Below are 20,714 nucleotides of genomic sequence, written 5' to 3'. Positions count from 1 at the left end.
GACCAACACTTGGGTGCTTTTCTATCAAAATAGTATCAACAATCAAGTTTTAGGGAACTTTCTACATTGGTACTCCTGTTGACTGATAACATTTTGATAACAATAACATTTTGTACTTGGAAAATCGGACATAAAAACGTATAATGAAAGCTTATAACACTTACAAAACCATAAATACGAATGAGGCAGCTAAAAATCATTAAGCAGGTCACGAACCGGGAATCCAAATCACTTGACAAATACTTGCAGGACATTAGTAAGATTGATCTTATAACTGCACAGGAAGAAGTTGAGTTGGCACAAAAGATACGGGCCGGAGACCAAGCTGCTTTAGAAAAACTGACCAACGCCAACCTTAGGTTTGTTGTTTCTGTGGCCAAGCAATACCAAAACCAAGGTCTTAAACTGCCCGACCTGATCAACGAAGGTAATGTTGGGCTAGTTAAAGCAGCCAAGCGTTTTGATGAGACCCGCGGCTTTAAATTTATTTCCTACGCGGTATGGTGGATCAGGCAGTCCATTTTACAAGCTTTGGCCGAACAATCTCGAGTGGTTCGTTTGCCCTTGAACAAAATTGGGTCGATCAACAAGATAAAAAAAACGTTTTCCTATCTGGAGCAGGCACATGAGCGGCCACCATCTCCAGAAGAAATTGCCAAGGAGCTGGACATGACGGTATCCGAGGTAAAACAGTCGTTAAAAAATACTGGACGCCATGTTTCCATGGATGCTCCCCTTAAGGAAGGTGAAACCTCAAATTTATATGATGTGCTCAATGCCGGTGATTCTCCTAAACCGGACAGGAGCCTAATGCACCAAAGCTTAAATACAGAGATCAACAGGGCATTGGATACACTATCGCCAAGAGAGGCGGATGTGGTGAGGTTGTACTACGGTATTGGAGACCAACCTTCCATGACTTTGGAGGAAATAGGCAGTACGTTTGACCTTACCCGAGAACGTGTGCGGCAAATCCGGGAAAAGGCCATTAGAAAATTAAGACATACATCCAAAAGCAAAATTTTAAAATCTTATTTGGGATAGGTAGGTATATGTTATAAATAAAAAAGGGGATGTTTTTGTACATCCCCTTTTTTATGATATTTACTTAAACTTTTAGGATTTGCTCAATAGACTAATATCAAAATCAGTGAGCATGTCTTTCAAATCTTGAATAAAATTCAAGTAAGCGGTGTTTTCTTTGTTGTGGTTCTTCATTTTGAACAGTTTTGGGGTATTGGTTTATAGGTAATCCAGTTCGGCAAGTTGGTTTACGCTCAAAATTTCGTTGAGTTCTTGTAAAAATGCCAAGTATTCTTCTCCGTAGGTATCGTATAACATGGTAATCTTTGGTTAATTTGTCGGGGTTTTAAGTATAACGTTAAATCATTTTAAAGATTATTTATAAAAGATAGAATGTGGTGAAAATTCCACATTGGGTGGTGAAACCCTATTCTTTCTTCATATTCAATAAGTCGAGTTCAATTTCAAAGTCCAGTTCCTTGTCCACTTTACTGGGTCTTATGTTGAATTCATCATAAATAAAACAAAGGTTCATAGGCAATCTCCTGCGTTCAGTATCTGTCATAAGGCCCAACTTGGATTGGAGGGCGACCTTTATTTCAAATGCTTTATTGCTTATCTGGTGGTTTTTGTGGGATTCCAGCTCTGTTAGCAATGGAATTTCCTTTTTGTCCCCTACTTCCAACATTTCGTCCAAAAGCATAAGCTTACATTCCAAATCCTTTGCGTGTTTGAACAAAGGATAAAAAATACTTTGTAAATATTTTGGAAGATCGTTGCTTTCCATTTTTGTCCATGTTACATTGTACGGAACAGTTCCATTTCAAAATCTATTTGTTCCTGTACATTGGGGTATTCTTTCAAAAATTGATCATATAGAAACGAAAGGTGTTTTATGTCTTGGTCTGTTTTGCAAAGCCTGGAAATTTGTTGTGTGACCTCCAAAAGTCCGGTTGTCTGCATCATACGCAACGAAGGCATAATTTTTTGGCAGGTCAGTTCCAGTACATTAAAGTTTTCGCACATTAAATTGGTTTTGGCGCTGCCGATAAACTCCAAAATATTGAGCTTGAACATACGGACCAGTTCTTCCAATAGTTCCATTTGGCCCATACAATCCTCCAAAACGGGTTTTAAGTCTATATTTTGGGAGGCAAATCCTGCTTTCAGGCTTTTCTCTATGAATTCAAAGTCGCGGGATATTTGGTTTGGAGCTTCCCCTGTATTTCGGGGGAATCCATCCTGCTCAATTTTCATCATAACTTTAAGGTCATTTATAATTTGAAGTTGTTCCTCGGTCAAACTTGTACCTTCCAAGGCCGCCATTAGCTTTAAAAATTTACTTTTATCATAGCTTTCGGCTTCTCTGGTATCAACACTTTGGATTCCAACCTTTTTGTAGATGTTCTCGAGCTGTCTCATTTCGGAAATACCAAAAACTTTGCTTTCCAGTCCAAATTTGAACATCTCAAAAGATTTTTTGAGTTCGCCTGCTTCAACAACACCTAGCTCTTCGTAAGAAAAAGAGCTTAATCCTATTTCAAGTTTTTCCAAATACGTTAACAATTCCCGTGTTCCCAAAGTACTGATGTAAAAGTGGTTATTAATCCTTCTAAAAATCTTGATAAAACCAAGGGAATACAATTAATTGTTCCGTAGTATTCGGATTTTGTTGTCAAATTGCGTTATTTGTATGTATAAATTAACCGACCATGAAATATTTTTATCTATTCCTTAGTATTACCTTATTGATCTCTTGCGGAGAGAAAAAAAATCAAAAAACCGAAAAAACTGAAACCTTGGAAGTAAAAGCACAGAGAATCCACGATTCAGTGATTACAATCGACACCCACGACGACATTAACGTCCAAAACTTTACCGACAGTATTAATTACACACAACGACTGGAGACCCAGATAAACCTTCCAAAAATGGAAGAAGGTGGATTGGATGCCGTTTTCTTGATCGTGTATACCGGGCAGGACGAACTGACATCTGATGGCTATGCGAAAGCGGCGGACAATGCCATGGCCAAATTTGATGCCATACATAGGCTTTGTGAAGATATTGCCCCGGACCAAATAGAATTGGCCTTAAACTCCGACGATGTAAGGAGAATTGTAGCGTCTGGTAAAAAAGTGGCCATGATCGGCGTAGAGAATGCCTACCCGATCGGTGAGGATCTTGCCTTGATCGAAGAATATCAAAAGCGTGGAGCACGTTATATTTCCCTTTCGCACAATGGGCACAGCCAGTTCAGCGATTCCAATACAGGAGAAAAAGATAGTGTATGGCTCCACAATGGATTAAGTGAACTCGGAAAACAAGCCGTTGCCGAAATGAACCGCGTGGGCATTATGATCGATGTGTCCCACCCTTCCAAAGAGGCCATGAAACAAATGATAGAGTTGACCAAAGCTCCCATCATAGCTTCGCATTCGTCTGCAAGAGCGTTGTGCGATCATAGCCGTAACTTGGACGACGAGCAGCTAATGCTGATGAAGGAAAACGGAGGTGTGGTGCAGACCGTTGCATTTAGCTCTTACTTAAATACAGAAAAACACGAAGCTCGTGCCGCATATATGAAGGACGTGTACAAAAAAGTAGCGGATTCCTTGGAAATTGCCTGGTACGAACGTTCCCAATTTTCTACATTGACTCCCGATCAACGTAAAGAATTCTTTGCCAACTACAGGAAAGTGATGAATATTGGGGAAGAATTGGCAAAAGACGACTCCAACGCCCCACCGGCCGTTAACGTTTCAGATTTTGTGGACCACATAGATTATATGGTCGATCTTATCGGAATAGACCATGTGGGCATTAGTTCCGATTTTGATGGTGGCGGTGGTATCGAAGGCTGGTCAGATGCTTCCGAAACCTTTAATGTAACCCTTGAATTGGTCAAAAGAGGTTATACCGAAGCAGAGATAGCCCAATTGTGGGGTGGAAATCTGCTAAGGGTACTGGACGAGGTGCAAGCAGTAGCCGAATCAATGAACTAAGAAGCGGCATTTTGTTCTTCCTTTTCCTTTTTGGCCAAACGATCTTTTACATATTCAATCTTTGTTTTGCCATGGGGTTTGGGATTGCCGTTTTCATCCAGGTTGACCATAATTATATTGTCGACCGTAACAATACTTTCGTGGGTCATCTTGTTTCTAACTTCGCAGTTTAAAGAAATCGAGGTGACCCCGAATTTTATTACTTCTATCCCTATTTCTACAATGTCACCTTCCCGTGCCGTGCTCATAAAGTTAATTTCGGACATGTACTTGGTGACCACTTTTTTGTTTTCGAGCTGAATTATACTGTAAAGGGCAGCTTCTTCATCTACCCAGGCTAGCACCTTTCCTCCGAAAAGTGTTCCGTTGGCATTTAAATCCTCTGGCTTGACCCATTTTCTAGTGTGAAATCGCATAGCAATGAATTTAATGTTTTAGACCACAAAGTTAGGGCAATAGCCCTAAGAAAGGTATTCTTAACTTCTTTAATTGATGCGAATTACGAATTTGAAATAATTTGATCGACCCTGATAATGAGTAATTAAATATTGTACCCAAAGATTTTAAACTTGATCAATTTACGCCACTTAATCGAACAAACCTTTTTCAGAGGATAGAGTTGTTCTTGGTACACGTAGATCAAAACCCATTTTAGTGTTAAGTTGTTCAATAAAATAGGCTGACAATAAAGGGGATTCCAACTCAAGGTTTTGATGTACAAAAAAATGAATGTTTTCCAAGCCCATGGATTTCCATGAAGCTAAACGCTCGATCCAATCATCCAAGCGGGGGTAATCCGATTTATGATTTGCACCAACATATCTAATAAAGGCTTCATTCTTGGTGAATCTCATATGCATAAGGTCTCTTCTGCCTGCTGTATCCACTAGGGTGTTGGCAATATTGTTTTCATCCAATAAGTGGTAAAGCTCATTGGCCACATTTTTGTCGTTGAACCAATCCGTGTGTCTAAACTCCATGGCCAATGGGAACTCTTTTGGCCAATATTCTACAAAGCGCACTACCCTATCCCAGTTTTTTGGACCAAAATTATTGTGCATTTGTAAAAAAATGGTTCCGAGCTTTTCTCCAAGTAAAGACGTTACCTCTAAATAACGGTCAGTTGCTTCAAGAGCCTTATCGTTCATTCGGCGTAAATGACTTACTTCGTTGGTCATTTTCGGGAAAAACTTAAAACCTTCAGGAGTTTTGTCCCGCCATTTCTCATACTGTTCCGCCGGAAATATCCGATAAAATGTGGCGTTGAGCTCAATACTGTTGAATTGCGATGAGTAATATTCCAGCTCATCCTTTGTGCCCCTTGGGTAAAAATTCTTTAAATCTTGTCTATTCCATTTGGCGCAACCGACATAAATCTTTGCCTCAGCCCCCGTTTTGGTTTTGGATAACACCACGGGCGTATCTGGGTGGTCAGGTGGTATGGTAAAATCTATGTTTTCCGGATTATCTACTTTTCCGAATTTCATGAACGAATATATTTGGAATCAATTTATAAAAATAGGCTTTTCCTTGGTTAAGGGGTCAATCATCCATGGTTCATTTTTTTAATATATTTAAGTATACTGAACTTTAATCCATCTTCTAAATTCCCTAAACTATTCCGGTACTGGGTCCTGCACGAATTTTCAATCTGCCTGTTTTGTCTTATAGTTTATTGGGTCTCTAAATTGTTCTAAGATTTCCATATTCATTCTGACTATGCTGTTCATAACATCGTTGACAACTATTGCGATTATTAAATGTGCAGGGCGATTCATTCTGTAATTTTATTAAAAATCACAGCCATGGATTTAGAATCCGACCGCCGATTGGACATTCGTCCGAGTATTCCCGAGTCACATTTTAACAATCAAATGGGTTTTGATGAGCATTTCCAGAACAAGACCCTCCGCCCTGTTTTAAAACTCCAGAACTATTTATTGGTAGAAGCGTTCAAGAATTATGCGAACAAGCACAAAGGCGTTTTTTACGATCTTTCCTTAGAGAAAAAACTTCAATACATTGAGCGGGCCATCCAAAAGGACATCAAGTTCCGGAATTCCCTAAAAGGTATGATAATAGGTCAGTTCACGGTAGAAGAATACAGGGACTATATTACCAATTCCTCTGCCTTGAACAAGCGAATGATGCATATGGTGGTGGAACGTCTTAAGGATCAAATCCAACTTTTAGAGGCGGAGACGCTGTTACAAGATTGATTCTCCGTTCAAGTTGGTAGTGAGGATATCGCTCATTAAATCAAAATAGGGTCTAATGGCCCTAAAGGAATTGTCCACTTCTTCCAAAAATGACGCGGATAAAACTTCACTGTCCGATAGATTTCGCACAAAAACAAATTGCTTTTTTCTAATTAGGTCTATGTCGGGGTGTTCCTTTTCGAAACCCTTTGGGGCAGTTTTTAACTCGTCCCCACTTAGGTCTCCCCAAACGGTTTTCAATTGTTTTTGGTTTATGGTGTCCCTAAATTCCGAGGCATCCAATTCCAGTTCTTTCCGTATGCGAAATAGATCTTCTTTGTTGGGGGCCCAAAAACCTGCGGCCAAGAGTGATTCCCCTGGTTTTATATGTAGGTGATAACCGCCCCTTAAATGAGCGCCCAAACGGGAAAAAGAGCCTGCAAAATGACTCTTATATGGAGTTTTGTCCTTAGAAAAGCGAACATCCCTATAAATTCGGAACATCTTCATTTTCTCGATTTCGTCGTGCTGGTTCAGATTGTCTTTAACGGCTTCAAAAAATGCCTTTACCTGAGCTTCATGCTTTTTAAAAGTAGTCTTGTTGGCCTCGAACCATTCGCGGTTGTTGTTTTTTTTCAATTCATTTAAAAAGTCAAGGGAATCCTTGGAAATCGTTATGTTCGAGCTCATAAAATTATAATATGTTATTTTTAATCTAAAGTTACCCTTTTGTGCCCACTTGCGGTAAGGTTTTGACTAATTTTAGAGCGACAAATTGTACTATGGATAAGGAAAAAATAATCGAAGAGCTTATTAGGCATAAAAAAATGCCCTGCTTGGATTTTAAATTAAAGCAACTTACCGAGGATTTTACGAACACGCTCTTTTATACCTTATTTGACACCAATACCCCTGTGGCCGTAAACCTTGAGCTATTGGAAAAACAGTTCAACAAGCTTATGGATATGGCGTGTTGTGAATTGAAAAAGCCACATGATGAGCTATGGGGAGAATATGTTTCCCATCTACCAGAAATACTGGAATTTTTAAACTTGGATGCCGAAGCTATCCTAGAATGTGACCCCGCATCTTCTTCGTTGCAAGAAATATACCTGGCTTACCCGGGATTTTATGCGATTGCCATTTATAGATTGGCACATGAGCTATATGTGGAAGGCATTCCTTTGATTCCCCGTTTGATGACGGAGTATGCCCATAGACAAACGGGTGTGGACATTAACCCTGGGGCCAAAATCGGAAAATCTTTTTTTATCGATCATGCTACCGGTGTAGTTATAGGTGAGACGGCAGTTATAGAAGACAACGTTAAGGTATACCAGGGAGTTACTCTGGGTGCATTGTACGTATCCAAGAGCTTGGAAAAAACAAAGCGACACCCAACTATTAAAAATAATGTGACGATTTACGCCAACGCTACCATTTTAGGTGGCGACACCGTTATTGGTAAAAATTCCATTATAGGCGGAAATGCCTGGATAACCGAATCGGTGCCGCCAAACTCTAAAGTGTACCATACTCCAGAAATTAAAATTAAGACGAGCCCTAATGTCTAACAGTATACTCGATTTAATCGGAAACACCCCATTGGTGGAATCCAAAGTATTGAACACCAATAAAAAAGTAAAAGTCCTTTTTAAACTAGAAGGAAATAATCCTGGCGGAAGTGTTAAGGACAGACCTGCGTACAATATGATCAAAAGTGGTCTGGAACGAGGCGACTTTACGAAAGACACCAAACTTATAGAAGCTACAAGCGGTAACACTGGGATAGGATTGGCCATGATTGCCGGTCTTTTTGGATTGAATATTGAATTGGTGATGCCAGAAAACTCTACCAAGGAACGAGTGCAGACCATGCGGGCCTACGGTGCAAAAGTTACCTTGACCCCTGCCGATGTTGGGATAGAGGGCGCACGAGATTATGCTGAAGCAAAAGTTGCCCAAGAAGGTTTTAGAATGCTGAACCAATTTGCCAATAATGATAATTGGTTGGCACATTACAAAACTACCGGACCGGAAATTTGGCGAGATACACAAGAGGAAATCACACATTTCGTTTCCAGTATGGGTACCACAGGGACAATTATGGGCACATCAACTTTTTTAAAGGAACAAAACCCCAATATTCAGATTGTAGGTGTACAGCCTACGGATAATTCCAAAATACCGGGAATTCGAAAATGGCCGCAAGAGTATCTGCCAAAAATTTTTGACCCCGCAAAAGTGGACACCGTAATGGAGGTGAGCGAGGAAGATGCCAGAACTATGGCAAAACAGTTGGCCAAAGAGGAAGGTATCTTCGCAGGAATGAGCAGTGGTGGTGCCGCAACAGTGGCCTTGCGCTTGGCAGAAACCTTGGAGAGCGGCACTATTGTTTCGATTGTGTGCGACCGTGGGGACCGTTATCTCTCTTCAGATCTATTTGACTAGTTGTTTTTACCATCTAAAATTTGGGTTTCATGTCGGTTTTTTCCCATTATCCAACATTGTTTGCCACTCAACGATTTTGTTAAAATAGTGGCGACAAAACCCCGTTCTTTACAGCAAGTATTATCCCAAATCTGAAATCAACATGAATACCTTGTCAAAAATCATTACCTGGAAAAGGAATATCCTAGCAAGTATAGTAGTTCTATTAACCTTGTCGGTATTGAGTTTTTATGGTATTTACACCAATCAGTTTTACTTTTTAAAACCGGACAATTATATATTCCCGATTCTATCCGTTGTACATTTGCTTTATTTGTACGTGGTTTGGTTCAAGATCACTGAAGATGAATTGCCAGACCCCAAAATGAGAAATATAGAGTATGTTCTGTACGTTGTGATGATCATATACTTGTTTAAAATCTATGACAGCGCTATGGTATTATACTCCATTGGTGGGTTTAATGAACATGTAATCCCTGCAACATTTAAGCCCATGGCCACACTTACCTTGGTTTTGTATAGTATACTACCTATTTTAACGCTTTACACTTTTTGGTTAAGAAAGCGTTACATAGGAATCTATAATTTCGAAAACTACAACGATAATCTAAATATTTGGCAGTAGGCCCATCAATGGGCTATAACCCACTAATGTAGCTCCCGTATAGATCTTTAAATTGATAACCCTGCTGAAAGCGGTGTTTGCTCAATTTCTTGTGGGCCACCAGCCCCCAAAGCAGAAGTTCTTTAAGAAAATAGGAATCCTCCATAGAAATTTCTGGCTGATATTCTCTGATTAAATGGTTCAAGGGACCAATGGCATCCAGTTTGGATTTATAATTTTCATCTTTTTCGTCGTCCAATAAATCAAATCCTTCACCATCAAAGAACCAACTCACGAGTTCATCATATTCGTTCTCCTCTTCTTTGCGCTGCAGCTTTTCTATCTTGGGAAAATAATTAGGGAACAAACTTTTTACAGCCTCTTCTATCAATGTTTCGGCCACATAACCAGCTCCCTCCTGCTCTCCTTCGTACACCAACTCAATTTTTCCGGTAATGGAGGGCACCACTCCCATAAAATCACTCAATCGAACGGTAGTTTTAGTATCACCTGCAATAATGGCCCTACGTTCTGCGGTGCTCAATAAGTTTTCAAAAGCGGTGATGCTCATACGCGCACTTACGCCACTTTTGGCATCTACAAACTCACTGTTTCTGGCTTCAAAACTGATTTGCTCCAACAAATCCATGGCGATTTCAGGAACATATACAAAATCAGATTGGCGTTTGTCCAATTTGGCTTCTTGCTTGGTGATTTTTTTTGCGATTTCGATGTTATCCGGATAATGCGTCAAAATTTGCGAACCTATCCTATCTTTTAAAGGTGTAACGATACTTCCCCTATTGGTGTAATCTTCTGGGTTGGCGGTAAAAACAAATTGCATATCCAAATTGAGTCTAAGTTTAAACCCTCTAATTTGTATGTCTCCCTCTTGCAGAATATTAAACAACGCTACTTGAATTCTTGCTTGAAGGTCCGGAAGTTCATTGATAACAAAAATACAGCGGTTTGCTCTGGGTATCATCCCGAAATGAATTACTCGATCATCGGCATAGGATAATTTAAGATTTGCTGCTTTTATGGGATCTACATCTCCTATAAGGTCGGCTACGGTAACATCTGGGGTGGCCAGTTTTTCGTAAAATCGCTCATCCCTGTGCACCCAACCGATAGGTGTATTATCACCTTTTTCCTTGACCAGCTCTATGGCATATCGGGAGATGGGATGCATTGGATCGTCATGAATTTCGGAACCCTCTACGATTGGGATATATTCATCCAGCAATTGCACCATCAAACGGGCCAAGCGTGTTTTTGCCTGACCTCTCAACCCTAATAAATTTATATTGTGGCGTGATAAAATAGCTCTTTCCAATTCAGGAATCACCGAATTTTCGTAGCCCCAAACTCCTTCGAAGACCTGTTCTCCCTTCGATATTTTTTCCAAAAGATTGTCACGTAGTTCGTCCTTGATACTTTTACCTGTATACCCTGCCGATTTGAGTTGACCCAGGGTTGCGATGTTGTTGTGATCTAATTTCATTTGTGATATTAACCTTTAATTCTTTTTTTTCTGTTTTGTTCGTAGTCCTCAAAAATCATTTCACCCAATCCTTTAAGTCCTGTATAGAAGGCCTTCCCCTTGTTGGCCTTTGTGAATTCACGAACGAATTGCATCAAATAAGGGTCTTCTGCAATCATAAATGTGGTAATAGGTATATGAAGTTTTCTGGCTTGTTGCGCCATGGCGTAGCATTTTTCAACAATGTATTCGTCCAAGCCTACACTGTTTTTATAATAATCTCCGTTTGGTAATCGCAAACAGGATGGCTTTCCATCGGTAATCATGAAAATTTGTTTGTTGGTATTACGTTTTCGGCGGAGCATGTCCATGGCCAATTGCAAACCAGCTACGGTATTGGTATGGTATGGCCCTACTTTTAAATAGGGCAGGTCTTTAATGGGAATGGGCCAGGCATCGTTACCAAAAACCAAGATATCCAAGGTATCTTTTGGATAACGGGTGGTGATCAATTCTGCCAGAGCCATGGCCACTTTTTTGGCGGGTGTGATTCGGTCCTCGCCATATAAAATCATGCTATGGCTAATGTCTATCATGAGCACCGTACTCATCTGAGCTTTGTGCATTGTATCCTCAACGACTAAATCTTCTTCATTTAGGGAAAAGTTATCCAACCCATGGTTTACTTGGGCATTTTTGAGGCTTTCCGTCATATTGATGTGCTCCAACGAATCTCCAAAACGGTATTCACGGAACTCCCCGGTATGCTCGTCTCCTTTTCCTGATTTTCCGGTCTTATGGTTACCCGAACCACTACGCTTTATTTTACCGAAGATTTGATCTAAAGCCCGTTGACGCAGCATGCGCTCTAGTTTAGCGGTCAAAGAGAGTATACCACCACCGTTTTCATTACCCTCCTCACCTTCTCCACCTTGGGGATTATCAATATCAAACTCTTCGCGGATATAACCTTTTGCCTTTAGGTCCTCGATAAAGTCATCAATAGTGTAATCGTCGTCAGTAAGGTTGTATTCTTTATCCAATTCACGTAACCAGTCCAACGCTTCCTCCACATCGCCCGAGGTATGAGTGACGAGTTCTTGAAAAATTTCGAAGAGTTTTTCGAACGGAGTTTGGTCGGGTGCTTCGTAATTGGTAAAACGAAACCCTTTTCTTGTGTTCATAGCCATTACATAAATTTACGGCAAATTGAGGTAATGACTAAAGCTTTAGAAAAAACTTAACGCTTTCCGTAAGTTTGTTTAAGGATGAAAGCACTGTTAGAAGCATTTTACAATACTGCGCCACTTTGGACCCGAGAACAATTTGGATTACCGCAATTTGAATTTCCATCCATAGACATGGATTCTGTAAAAAATGTTGCCATTCCAGAAAAATTACGTTTAGGTCACCAAATGGAATACGTGTTTAGGCACCTGATAACAACTTCTGAAGCGTATGAGGTTGTATTAGCAAATGTTTTGATAGATGAAGGAAAAGTACGTTTGGGCGAATTGGATTTTATCTTAAAAAACAACCTTACCAATAACTATCTACACGTAGAACTAGCCTACAAATTCTATATCATAAATCCTAACATATCGGAACCTATACACCGACTGATGGGGCCTAATAAGCGGGATATGTTTTATACCAAATTGGATAAGCTCAAAGAAAAACAATTTCCTCTTCTACATCATGCCAGTCTTAAACAAAAATGGGATGCCTTAGGGATTGACCCATTAGAAATGGAACAGCAATGCTGTTTTAAGGCACAACTTTTTACACCTTTTAAGGAGGAAAAACTAGCTATACGACCACTAAATACATCTTGCCATGCGGGCTATTGGGTGCGTTTTGAGCAATTCAATACTAATCTATTTAAACATTATCAGTTCTACATTCCGACTAAAAAAGAATGGCCGTTGCCACCCGATAATCAAGTTTTGTGGAACAACCATTACAACACGCTGCTAGACATCAATCTAAAACACCTTAAGCAGTACGCACCAATGCTATGGGTACGTACTACAGAAGGAGAATTATTTAAGCTGTTTGTGGTATGGTGGTAAAGCAGAAAAATAGCGCCAGGACCTAGGAACCCAGCGCTACCACATCAATCACCTTTTATTCTGCTGTAAATGTATAGGTAACCTTGTTTACCTCTGTAAGTCTAAAATATCCTAATGGTTGATTTTCTGGTTTGGTTTGGTTCACACAGTTTCCTTTTAAAGCAACAGGAGTTGAAGAGAACAAGCCAACACCGCCCATTTGTTCAATTAAGATCTTTATGTATTCATAATAGCTTTTAGAAATACCGTGCATGCTAATGTAAACCGTATCACCTGGCTCAAAAGGCGTTAAGCCATCCATCTCATCTTCTTCAATTTCGTACCACCAATCGATCTCATTTCCGTTTATAAATTCGTCCTTTGCATCTTCAAATGCTGGAAACAATTCTCCCTCTTTTAAAAATTTGAACAGGTAATAATTTTCTTCCGCTTCGGGGTCCGTAAAAACCAAATGAACTTCTAGATCTTCATCATTAAAACCATCATCCCTAGACTGAAAAACTTCCTTGATTTCTGGCACGGGAGTCATTTTCTCTGTAGCCGTAAATACTTCGTTTTTATAGTTTACGGTCAATGCATAGGTGTCGCCAATTACCGGCTCAAAATCAGTTGTAGTATAGTTTCCATCATTTTGGTCTACAAATAAAACTTCTGTTCCGCTATTTACATTTAGAACGCTAACTGTAGCTCCTATTGCAGGCTGAAAACTTGTATCAAAATAAGGTGTAGAGGTGGATAGTTTTATAGTTTGATAATTACCTTCTGTTCCTTTTTCCCAATCTAAAGAAGCTTCTATTACAAGTCTTGTTGGTCCTTCTTGCACATCTATATCTACTACGTCTTCACAGGCGGTTAGAACCAAAAAAATTACTAACGATATATATTTTATAATGGTTTTCATGATCAGAATTTAAAATTATAAGTGATGGATGGTAATATGCCAAATATGGCGGTTCTTGTAGCCTCGTTGGCTCCTGTTTCAAAGTTTTGTCCAAAAGAAATACTGGCCGCATTTTTACGGTGATAGAGGTTGTAAATGCTTAAAACCCATTCTCCCTTAAATCGCTTATTTAAAGATTTTTTGGGCGTGTAAGTTATAGATGCATCCAAACGGTGATACGCTGGTAAACGGTCTGAATTTCGACTTGCATAACTTGCAATGGACACCCCCTCGTAACTATACTGCCCATTGGGGTAAGTCACTGGTCTCCCTGTTTGATATACTAGGTTTGTTCCAAAGCTCCAATGATCGTTTAACCGGTATGCGCCAGAAATGGATATATCATGGGTTCTATCAAAAAAAGTAGGATACCAATTACCGTTGGCAATTCCAGGTCCGCCAGCTGTATCACCAAGAGTACGTTGTTCAGATTTTGACCACGTATAAGCTAACCAACCCGTAAAATTCCCTGTGTTTTTGCGTAGCAAGAGCTCTAAACCGTAGGCACGCATTTCTCCATTCAATATTTCGGTTTCTATGGTATTTTGGCCTATAAGGTCAGAACCATCTATATAATCTATCCGATTTGCCACGGTTTTAAAGTAACCTTCTACCTCCAAGGAATATTTCTTATCCTTAAAGTCATAAAAGTAACCAAGCGCATATTGATTGGACAATTGCGGCTTTATAAAGGGCCCGCTTGGAGTCCAAACGTCTAAAGGTGTTACAGAAGAGGTGTTTGATAAAAGATGAATATACTGGGCTGTTCTTGAAAACCCTGCCTTTAAAGAACTGTTATCATTAATTAAGTAGGCCAAAGATGCTCTAGGTTCTAGATTGCGAAAAGAAGTAATAACGTCACTCTTTTTATACGTAGTTTCATCAATTACCTCCCCTCTCTCATAGATTTCTAAATCCGAATTATATACAACCGGCTGGTTGTTTTGATATATCGAAATAGGTTGCCCGCCCAATCTGGAAAATCCACTTAAACGTAATCCGTATTGTGCCGTTAGTCTATTGCTTAATTTATGCTCAGCATTTACATAAACCGCACTTTCTAAAGCTCTCTTTTTATCTAATGCCAAGGGATTTATGGCAGATGTTTCTGATGTTGGTTTTATCTGGCCAGGGTCAAACTCATAGAGCAGACTGCTGGCCCCAAAACCCAAAGTAAAACCATCATTTAAGTAATATTTAAAATCATACTTAAGATTGTAGTTGTTTATGGAGGACATCCACTCAAACTCTTCAAAATCCAAGTCTAAATCATAATCATACCTACTGACAATTGCGGAAAGATTAGAGAATAATTTATCGTTGAAAATATGGTTCCATCGTAAATTGCCAGAGGCATTGCCATAACTACTGGCAAAGCTTTGACCGATTTCAAATGCATCTCTTCCAAAATAACCACTCAGGTATATTCTATTATTTGGATTAATGCTGTAATTGGTTTTAAGGTTTAAATCATAGAACATTACGGAATTCTCTTCACCCGCAGCTTTAAGAAAAAGATCTAGATAGGAACGTCTACCAGCAACCAAAAAAGAGCCCTTGTTTTTGAACATTGGCCCTTCTGCTGTTAACCTACTAGAAATTGCACCGATACCACCAGTAAGTGCAAAATTTTTATTGTTCCCGTCTTTTTGTCTGATATCCAAAACAGAAGAAACCCTACCTCCAAACCGGGCCGGAATACCACCTTTATACAGTTTTAAGTCTTTAATGGCATCTGCATTAAAAACAGAAAAGAAGCCAAACATATGAGAGGTGTTGTAAATGATAGCCTCATCCAACAAAACTAAATTTTGGTCCTGGGCTCCACCCCGTACATGAAAACCTCCAGTGCCTTCTCCATTGTTAGTGACCCCGGGAAGCAATTGTAACGATTTTAAAATATCTACCTCGCCTAATACAACAGGCATCTTTTTAACAGTTCCAATATTCATTTTTAGCACACTCATTTCTGGTTTCCGAAGCAAGGCTTTTTCTGGTTCTTCGGCAGTTACGATAACCTCGTTCAGCTCAGTAGATAATTGTTCAATCTCTATATCCTTTTTTACATCTGCGTGTAAATTCACTTTTATTTTAACATCGGTAAAACCCATGTAAGAGACATTTAGTTCATAGATGCCTTCTGGTGCGGTAATAGAATAAAAACCGTATTCATTTGTGGTAGTTCCTATTGTTGTGCCGGCAAGGAAAATAGAAGCACCATAAAGTGTTTCTCCATTATTATTATCTCTGATAGTGCCACTTAGCGTGTAATTGGTTTGGCTAAAACTCCAAAAAGAGTTTAATACTAAAACTACCATTACCCATGGTATTTTTTTTGAATTCATTTTCTGATTTGTTTTTTGATGTTTGAATTAAAATGTATACCACCAATAGACAATTCAAAAAAGACAAGGTTGCATTGCTTCTAAAAAAAATGCAGTTTCTTCACCTAATTAAAAAAACTTCACACTTTTTTTACTCTAGGTGCAACCCTTTAGTATTTCCTTTGTCTTTAGAGCAATAAGCATCAAACCGAACCATTGAAAACGGACATTCGTTTTACACATCAATCATTAGTAGAACAGTGCAAAGCAGGCCATAGTAGTTCTCAATACGAGCTCTATAGTTACTATGTGGATGCCATGTATAATGTTGGTTTTAGGTTTTTAGGAAATAAAGAAGATGCTGAAGATATTGTACAAGACAGCTTTATAGATGCTTTTAAACAATTACACTCTTTTAAATACCAAAGCAGTTTTGGAGCTTGGTTAAAGCGGATTGTGATTAATAAAAGTATTAACCATCTTAAAGCTAAAAAGGTAGATTTAGTACCTATGGAGGAAAGCGAATATCAGATGACCCAAACCACGGAGACTGTGATACCGGATGTAAAAGATATTAGTAAAATTAAACGTGGCATTGCGTTATTACCAGATGGCTACAAGCAAATTATAAATCTATATCTAGTAGAAGGATATGATCATGTAGAAATTGCAACAATCTTAGAAATAACAGTAAGTACCTCGAAATCCCAATACCACAGAGCTAAAAAGAAGTTAATGCAAATTGTAAGTGAATTATGATGGATGATTTTGAAAAATACATAAGCGACAATGCAGAAGCTTTTAACACAGAAAGAGCGGATCGAGATAACATGTGGCTGCAGATCAATACCGTTTTAGAAGCAGGTAAAACTAAAGTTGTGCCGCTTTATAAAAGGAAACTGTTCTTAAAAATTGCTGCTAGTTTGATCGCTCTGATGGTAATTACATTTTTCTACACACATTTTAAACCTAGCATAGCTACAGAGAACCAGCTGGCATCAAAAGAGTTGCTGGAAATAGACATGCATTATAAAAGTTTGGTTAATTACCAAGTAGCTTTGGTACAGAAAAATCCAAAACTTAGTACAGCCGATAAAAATGAATTTTTGTCTTTTATGGACGAGTTAGATGCGGAATACCTGGCACTAAAAAAAGAAATGGAGACCAATTTAGACAATGAGCAGGTCCTGGAAGCTATTGTTGCCAACTACAAAAAACGCATTGAGCTTATAGAGAAGCTTTTAGAACGACTTAATGAAACAGAAAAATTTGAGCAGAATTATGAGTACACTTTATAAAACTTACCTAGGATTGCTCTTATTACTAACTTCAGCTACTGTGGCAGCACAAGAGCACGTTGAAAAAACAATAGAAAAGCAATTTGAATTAGAGGCTAACGGAGAGCTACACATCGACAACAAATATGGAAATATAACCTTCACCGGTTGGGAACAGCCAAAAGTAAAAGTGGTTATTACTGTAAAAGTAAATCATAAAAAAGAAGAAAATGCCAAGGATTTACTTCAAAGAGTGCAACCAGAAATACGTGCCAATCAAAGCTATGTTTCCATAACATCTGTTATAGCCAATAGAAATACCGGATGGTTTGCAGATTTTTTTAATAAGACAAACCCAATAGATTCAGACCGTAGTAGAGTACAAATAGACTATGAAGTGTTTTTACCTAGGGATGCCAAATTGAATGTTACGAACAAATTTGGGGATATTCTTATAGAAGAATGGCAAGGGCAATTAGAGGCCAACTTAGAACATGGTGACTTATGGTTAGGAGAAATGATCAGCAAAGCTACTATTCAATTAAAATTTGGAAAAATACGTGCTAAAAACATCAATTATGCCAGAATAGTCCTAAAAAATGGCGAGTTAAGCATGGATGACGCCAAAAACTTGCAATTAACAACGGAAGGGAGCGAAATACAATTGAATGCTATAGCCACACTTGAGTTGTATTCAAACAAGGATGAAATACATGTAGAAGAAGTTAAACACCTTTTTGGAAGTCTTAAATTCTCTTCCATTAGAATAGAGCAATTGCAAAAGGATATAGATAGCGAATTAAAGATTGTAGATTTTGTAGTTGCTAAAATAGGTAATCCCGATGCTGCTATAACGCTCACCCAAGAATCCTCTGATATTACCATCAAAACCACAAATTTCCCCCATCGCTTTATAGCTACACTGGAACAAGGAGTTGTAAGACTACCTAAAACCTTTGATAATGTTGCTTCCAAAATGTTGGATAAGGGTAAAAAACTTAGAAAAATAGAAGCTACCTACGGTAATAATGCCCTGGGAAAAATTACTATTTCTGGAGTTAAAGGAATTGTAACCATAAATGATTAAAATAGTCTTACACATGCAACCTTTTTAAAATTGGGTTGTCTTTAAATTATATCAATCAAAATTTGAATAATGTTCAATCAAAAAACGACAGTATTATTTATAGCATTAGTTAGTATAATCACCACGCATGCGCAACAAAAAAGTAATGACGAATACATCACCTTTAACGACCGTAACAATGTAGTCCATGGTATATATCTCGGTATTCCATTGGCTATTGGCGAAATTGATGGAAAGGACACTTTTTTTGCCGGTCTAAAACTAGCTTACGTTGCTAACCGTAAATTAGAAATAGGCTTAGCAACCTATGGGTTTTATTCGCAACAAAACTTATCTGGCGAATTATCTATAGATAATGAAGATTTAATAGGTGGTTATGTAGGCTTACACTTGGAACCAATTCTTTTTGGTAAAAGAACAATTAGCCTGTCCTTTCCTCAATTTATAGGTGGCGGAGCTATTGGTTATGTAGATGGCGACACCTTTGAGAACGATGACAACGATTTTGATAATGAGGATTTTGACACTTCGGACTACATATTTGTTTACGAACCAGGAGTAAGTTTATTATTTAATATCAATAGGTACGTACAGTTAGAAGCTACTGGTAAATACCGGTTTTCTAGTAAAATTGAATTGGAGCAACAAGCACTGGATCGCATTAACGGTTTCTCTGCTGGTTTGGGTATTAAAGTAGGTATATTTAACATGGGTAAAAACCGTTATAAGAAACAAATAGATTAGGATGAAGGGAGAAAAAGCACCTAGTAAAATAACTATTCCTGTGACTAGAGTATTTGTTAAAAACAATACCGTTTATATTTGTAATCAGGACAAGATTATAAAACCAATCCAATTAACTTGGTCTCCCGTTACCTTATAAAAAAGCCTTTTTTAATGCCTTTCTATCAATACTTTTTCAATATCTTTTAAAGTGTATCCTTTAGCTTGGAGTAAGATTAAATAATGAAAAAGTAAATCTGCACTTTCGTTTAAGAACAATTCTTCGTTATCGTCTTTGGCTTCAATTACAGTTTCCACGGCCTCTTCCCCTACTTTTTGGGCAATTTTATTGATTCCCTTTCTAAAAAGTGAAGCTACATAGCTTTTTTCATCCTCTTTGTTTTCTTTTCGGGAAGCGATTACATTCTCTAATTCTGATAAAAAGCTAAAGTTGGGTGTGTTTTCTTCATCCCAACAGGTATCTGTACCCGTATGACAGGTGGGCCCAGCTGGATTCACTTGGACCAATAAGGTATCCTTATCGCAATCTACCTTCATAGAAACCAATTCCAAAAAGTTGCCGCTTTCCTCACCTTTTGTCCACAACCTATTTTTAGAACGACTAAAAAAAGTGACTTTACCCGTTTCTTGGGTTTTGTTGAATGCTTCCTGATCCATGTACCCTAGCATCAACACATTTTTGGTTGTTGCATCTTGAATTATTGCAGGAACTAGTCCGTCTGAATTTTTATTGAAGTCTATTTGCATTATTATAATCTTACAGGAATTCCTTTTTCCTTTAATTCTTTTTTGAGTGAATTGATTTCGATTTCCTTAAAATGAAAAACGCTTGCCGCTAAAGCTGCATCTGCCTTACCATATTTAAAAGTATCTGTGAAATGAGACACCGCTCCCGCCCCACCAGAGGCAATTATGGGAATGTTTACCAAACTCGATAGTTTAGCCAATTCCTCGTCAGCAAAGCCATTTTTAGTACCATCATGGTCCATGGAGGTAAATAAAATTTCACCAGCACCACGCTGCTCTACCTCTTTTGCCCAATCAAATAAATCCAATTCCGTAGGCACTTTGCCTCCCACCAAATGCACTTTCCAGCCATCGGTAGTTTTACGAGCATCTATGGCAACAACTATACATTGCGAACCAAATTTGGCCACCAATTCGTTGATTAATTCTGGATTTTTAACCGCTGAAGAATTGATAGAAACTTTATCTGCTCCGTTTTTAAGTAATATATCTACATCTTCCACGGAAGAGATTCCACCACCTACTGTAAATGGTATATTTAATTTTTCTGCTACGTGATACACCAACTCCGCCAGCGTTTTACGCTTTTGCTCGGTGGCAGAAATATCTAAGAAAACAAGTTCATCTGCACCTTCATCAGCATACCGTTGTGCCAATTCTACTGGGTCACCAGCATCACGTAAATCCACAAAATTGACACCTTTAACGGTTCTACCATCTTTTATGTCGAGGCAGGGAATTATTCTTTTTGTTAACATA

Annotated in this window: 22 protein-coding genes; 11 read left to right on the top strand and 11 right to left on the bottom strand. The window is 38.6% G+C overall.

Annotation, left to right across the window (positions count from 1 at the left end; genetic code table 11):
• Positions 1-180 precede the first annotated feature (180 nt).
• Positions 181-1,044 carry an RNA polymerase sigma factor RpoD/SigA gene (locus AB9K32_RS04950; RefSeq protein WP_224836918.1) on the top strand — a complete coding sequence of 288 codons (864 nt, stop codon included), beginning with the start codon at positions 181-183 and terminating at the stop codon, positions 1,042-1,044.
• Positions 1,045-1,450: 406 nt separating this feature from the next.
• Here the strand turns inward: AB9K32_RS04950 and AB9K32_RS04945 are convergent, their stop codons facing one another.
• Positions 1,451-1,810 carry a hypothetical protein gene (locus AB9K32_RS04945; protein WP_224836919.1) on the bottom strand — a complete coding sequence of 120 codons (360 nt, stop codon included), beginning with the start codon at positions 1,808-1,810 and terminating at the stop codon, positions 1,451-1,453.
• An 11-nt stretch (positions 1,811-1,821) separates the two neighbouring features.
• Positions 1,822-2,604 (bottom strand): hypothetical protein, encoded by a 783-nt coding sequence (locus tag AB9K32_RS04940; RefSeq protein WP_369884531.1) that lies wholly within the window; start codon positions 2,602-2,604, stop codon positions 1,822-1,824.
• Positions 2,605-2,735: 131 nt separating this feature from the next.
• On the opposite strand from AB9K32_RS04940, the gene AB9K32_RS04935 reads away from it, so the two are divergent.
• Positions 2,736-4,028, top strand: coding sequence for a dipeptidase (locus tag AB9K32_RS04935; RefSeq protein WP_369884530.1), 1,293 nt, complete (start codon positions 2,736-2,738; stop codon positions 4,026-4,028).
• Here AB9K32_RS04935 and AB9K32_RS04930 read toward each other — a convergent pair.
• Together AB9K32_RS04930 and AB9K32_RS04925 are read right to left on the bottom strand one after the other, a co-directional pair.
• On the bottom strand, positions 4,025-4,444 hold the full coding sequence (locus AB9K32_RS04930) for an acyl-CoA thioesterase (RefSeq protein WP_224836922.1): 420 nt from the start codon (positions 4,442-4,444) through the stop codon (positions 4,025-4,027). The two genes, AB9K32_RS04935 and AB9K32_RS04930, sit on opposite strands and share 4 nt — an antisense overlap.
• Positions 4,445-4,615: 171 nt before the next feature.
• On the bottom strand, positions 4,616-5,515 hold the full coding sequence (locus tag AB9K32_RS04925) for a DUF72 domain-containing protein (protein WP_369884529.1): 900 nt from the start codon (positions 5,513-5,515) through the stop codon (positions 4,616-4,618).
• A 318-nt stretch (positions 5,516-5,833) separates the two neighbouring features.
• Here AB9K32_RS04925 and AB9K32_RS04920 point away from each other — a divergent pair, with 318 nt between their 5' ends.
• Positions 5,834-6,247: a glyoxalase gene (locus AB9K32_RS04920; RefSeq protein ID WP_224836925.1), complete on the top strand. Its 414-nt coding sequence runs from the start codon at positions 5,834-5,836 to the stop codon at positions 6,245-6,247.
• Here the strand turns inward: AB9K32_RS04920 and AB9K32_RS04915 are convergent.
• Positions 6,236-6,916 (bottom strand): DUF2461 domain-containing protein, encoded by a 681-nt coding sequence (locus AB9K32_RS04915; protein ID WP_369884528.1) that lies wholly within the window; start codon positions 6,914-6,916, stop codon positions 6,236-6,238. The two genes, AB9K32_RS04920 and AB9K32_RS04915, sit on opposite strands and share 12 nt — an antisense overlap.
• Before the next feature lie 92 nt (positions 6,917-7,008).
• Between AB9K32_RS04915 and epsC the strand changes: the two genes are divergently transcribed.
• The 3 genes from epsC (at position 7,009) to AB9K32_RS04900 (ending at position 9,302) form a co-directional block, all read left to right on the top strand.
• On the top strand, positions 7,009-7,800 hold the full coding sequence (gene epsC, locus AB9K32_RS04910; protein ID WP_252079746.1) for a serine O-acetyltransferase EpsC: 792 nt from the start codon (positions 7,009-7,011) through the stop codon (positions 7,798-7,800).
• A complete protein-coding gene (gene cysM, locus AB9K32_RS04905; protein WP_252079745.1) occupies positions 7,793-8,677 on the top strand; it encodes a cysteine synthase CysM in 885 nt (294 codons plus the stop codon). Before epsC ends, cysM begins: the two co-directional genes overlap by 8 nt.
• 142 nt (positions 8,678-8,819) lie before the next feature.
• Positions 8,820-9,302, top strand: a complete 483-nt coding sequence (locus tag AB9K32_RS04900; protein ID WP_224836929.1) for a hypothetical protein — start codon at positions 8,820-8,822, stop codon at positions 9,300-9,302.
• 13 nt (positions 9,303-9,315) lie between these two features.
• Here the strand turns inward: AB9K32_RS04900 and AB9K32_RS04895 are convergent, their stop codons facing one another.
• Both AB9K32_RS04895 and AB9K32_RS04890 read right to left on the bottom strand, forming a co-directional pair.
• Complete coding sequence (locus tag AB9K32_RS04895; protein ID WP_369884527.1) at positions 9,316-10,785, bottom strand: magnesium chelatase; 1,470 nt, start codon at positions 10,783-10,785, stop codon at positions 9,316-9,318.
• Positions 10,786-10,793: 8 nt separating this feature from the next.
• Entirely contained in the window at positions 10,794-11,954 is a 1,161-nt protein-coding gene (locus tag AB9K32_RS04890; protein ID WP_224836931.1) for a VWA domain-containing protein, read from the bottom strand.
• Positions 11,955-12,032: 78 nt separating this feature from the next.
• On the opposite strand from AB9K32_RS04890, the gene AB9K32_RS04885 reads away from it, so the two are divergent.
• On the top strand, positions 12,033-12,836 hold the full coding sequence (locus AB9K32_RS04885; RefSeq protein WP_369884526.1) for a DUF1853 family protein: 804 nt from the start codon (positions 12,033-12,035) through the stop codon (positions 12,834-12,836).
• Between the two features lie 55 nt (positions 12,837-12,891).
• On the opposite strand, the gene AB9K32_RS04880 is transcribed toward AB9K32_RS04885, so the two are convergent.
• Both AB9K32_RS04880 and AB9K32_RS04875 read right to left on the bottom strand, forming a co-directional pair.
• Positions 12,892-13,737: a DUF4249 domain-containing protein gene (locus tag AB9K32_RS04880; RefSeq protein WP_369884525.1), complete on the bottom strand. Its 846-nt coding sequence runs from the start codon at positions 13,735-13,737 to the stop codon at positions 12,892-12,894.
• A 2-nt stretch (positions 13,738-13,739) separates the two neighbouring features.
• Positions 13,740-16,121 (bottom strand): TonB-dependent receptor, encoded by a 2,382-nt coding sequence (locus tag AB9K32_RS04875; protein ID WP_338195118.1) that lies wholly within the window; start codon positions 16,119-16,121, stop codon positions 13,740-13,742.
• Positions 16,122-16,316: 195 nt separating this feature from the next.
• Here AB9K32_RS04875 and AB9K32_RS04870 point away from each other — a divergent pair, with 195 nt between their 5' ends.
• The 4 genes from AB9K32_RS04870 (at position 16,317) to AB9K32_RS04855 (ending at position 19,208) form a co-directional block, all read left to right on the top strand.
• On the top strand, positions 16,317-16,859 hold the full coding sequence (locus AB9K32_RS04870; protein WP_252079741.1) for an RNA polymerase sigma factor: 543 nt from the start codon (positions 16,317-16,319) through the stop codon (positions 16,857-16,859).
• Entirely contained in the window at positions 16,856-17,398 is a 543-nt protein-coding gene (locus AB9K32_RS04865) for a hypothetical protein (protein ID WP_369884524.1), read from the top strand. The genes AB9K32_RS04870 and AB9K32_RS04865 overlap by 4 nt, the downstream gene beginning before the upstream one ends.
• Entirely contained in the window at positions 17,355-18,464 is a 1,110-nt protein-coding gene (locus tag AB9K32_RS04860; RefSeq protein ID WP_369884523.1) for a hypothetical protein, read from the top strand. Before AB9K32_RS04865 ends, AB9K32_RS04860 begins: the two co-directional genes overlap by 44 nt.
• Positions 18,465-18,533: 69 nt before the next feature.
• Complete coding sequence (locus AB9K32_RS04855) at positions 18,534-19,208, top strand: hypothetical protein (protein WP_252079738.1); 675 nt, start codon at positions 18,534-18,536, stop codon at positions 19,206-19,208.
• 150 nt (positions 19,209-19,358) lie between these two features.
• Here AB9K32_RS04855 and hisIE read toward each other — a convergent pair whose 3' ends face one another.
• Positions 19,359-19,955 carry a bifunctional phosphoribosyl-AMP cyclohydrolase/phosphoribosyl-ATP diphosphatase HisIE gene (gene hisIE, locus AB9K32_RS04850; RefSeq protein ID WP_369884522.1) on the bottom strand — a complete coding sequence of 199 codons (597 nt, stop codon included), beginning with the start codon at positions 19,953-19,955 and terminating at the stop codon, positions 19,359-19,361.
• A 2-nt stretch (positions 19,956-19,957) separates the two neighbouring features.
• A complete protein-coding gene (gene hisF / locus AB9K32_RS04845; protein ID WP_224836940.1) occupies positions 19,958-20,713 on the bottom strand; it encodes an imidazole glycerol phosphate synthase subunit HisF in 756 nt (251 codons plus the stop codon).
• Position 20,714 lies beyond the last annotated feature (1 nt).

Source organism: Allomuricauda sp. XS_ASV26, from assembly GCF_041224615.1.
In the GTDB taxonomy this organism is placed as follows: domain Bacteria; phylum Bacteroidota; class Bacteroidia; order Flavobacteriales; family Flavobacteriaceae; genus Flagellimonas; species Flagellimonas alginolytica.
This window is presented reverse-complemented; position numbering and strand designations above follow the sequence as displayed.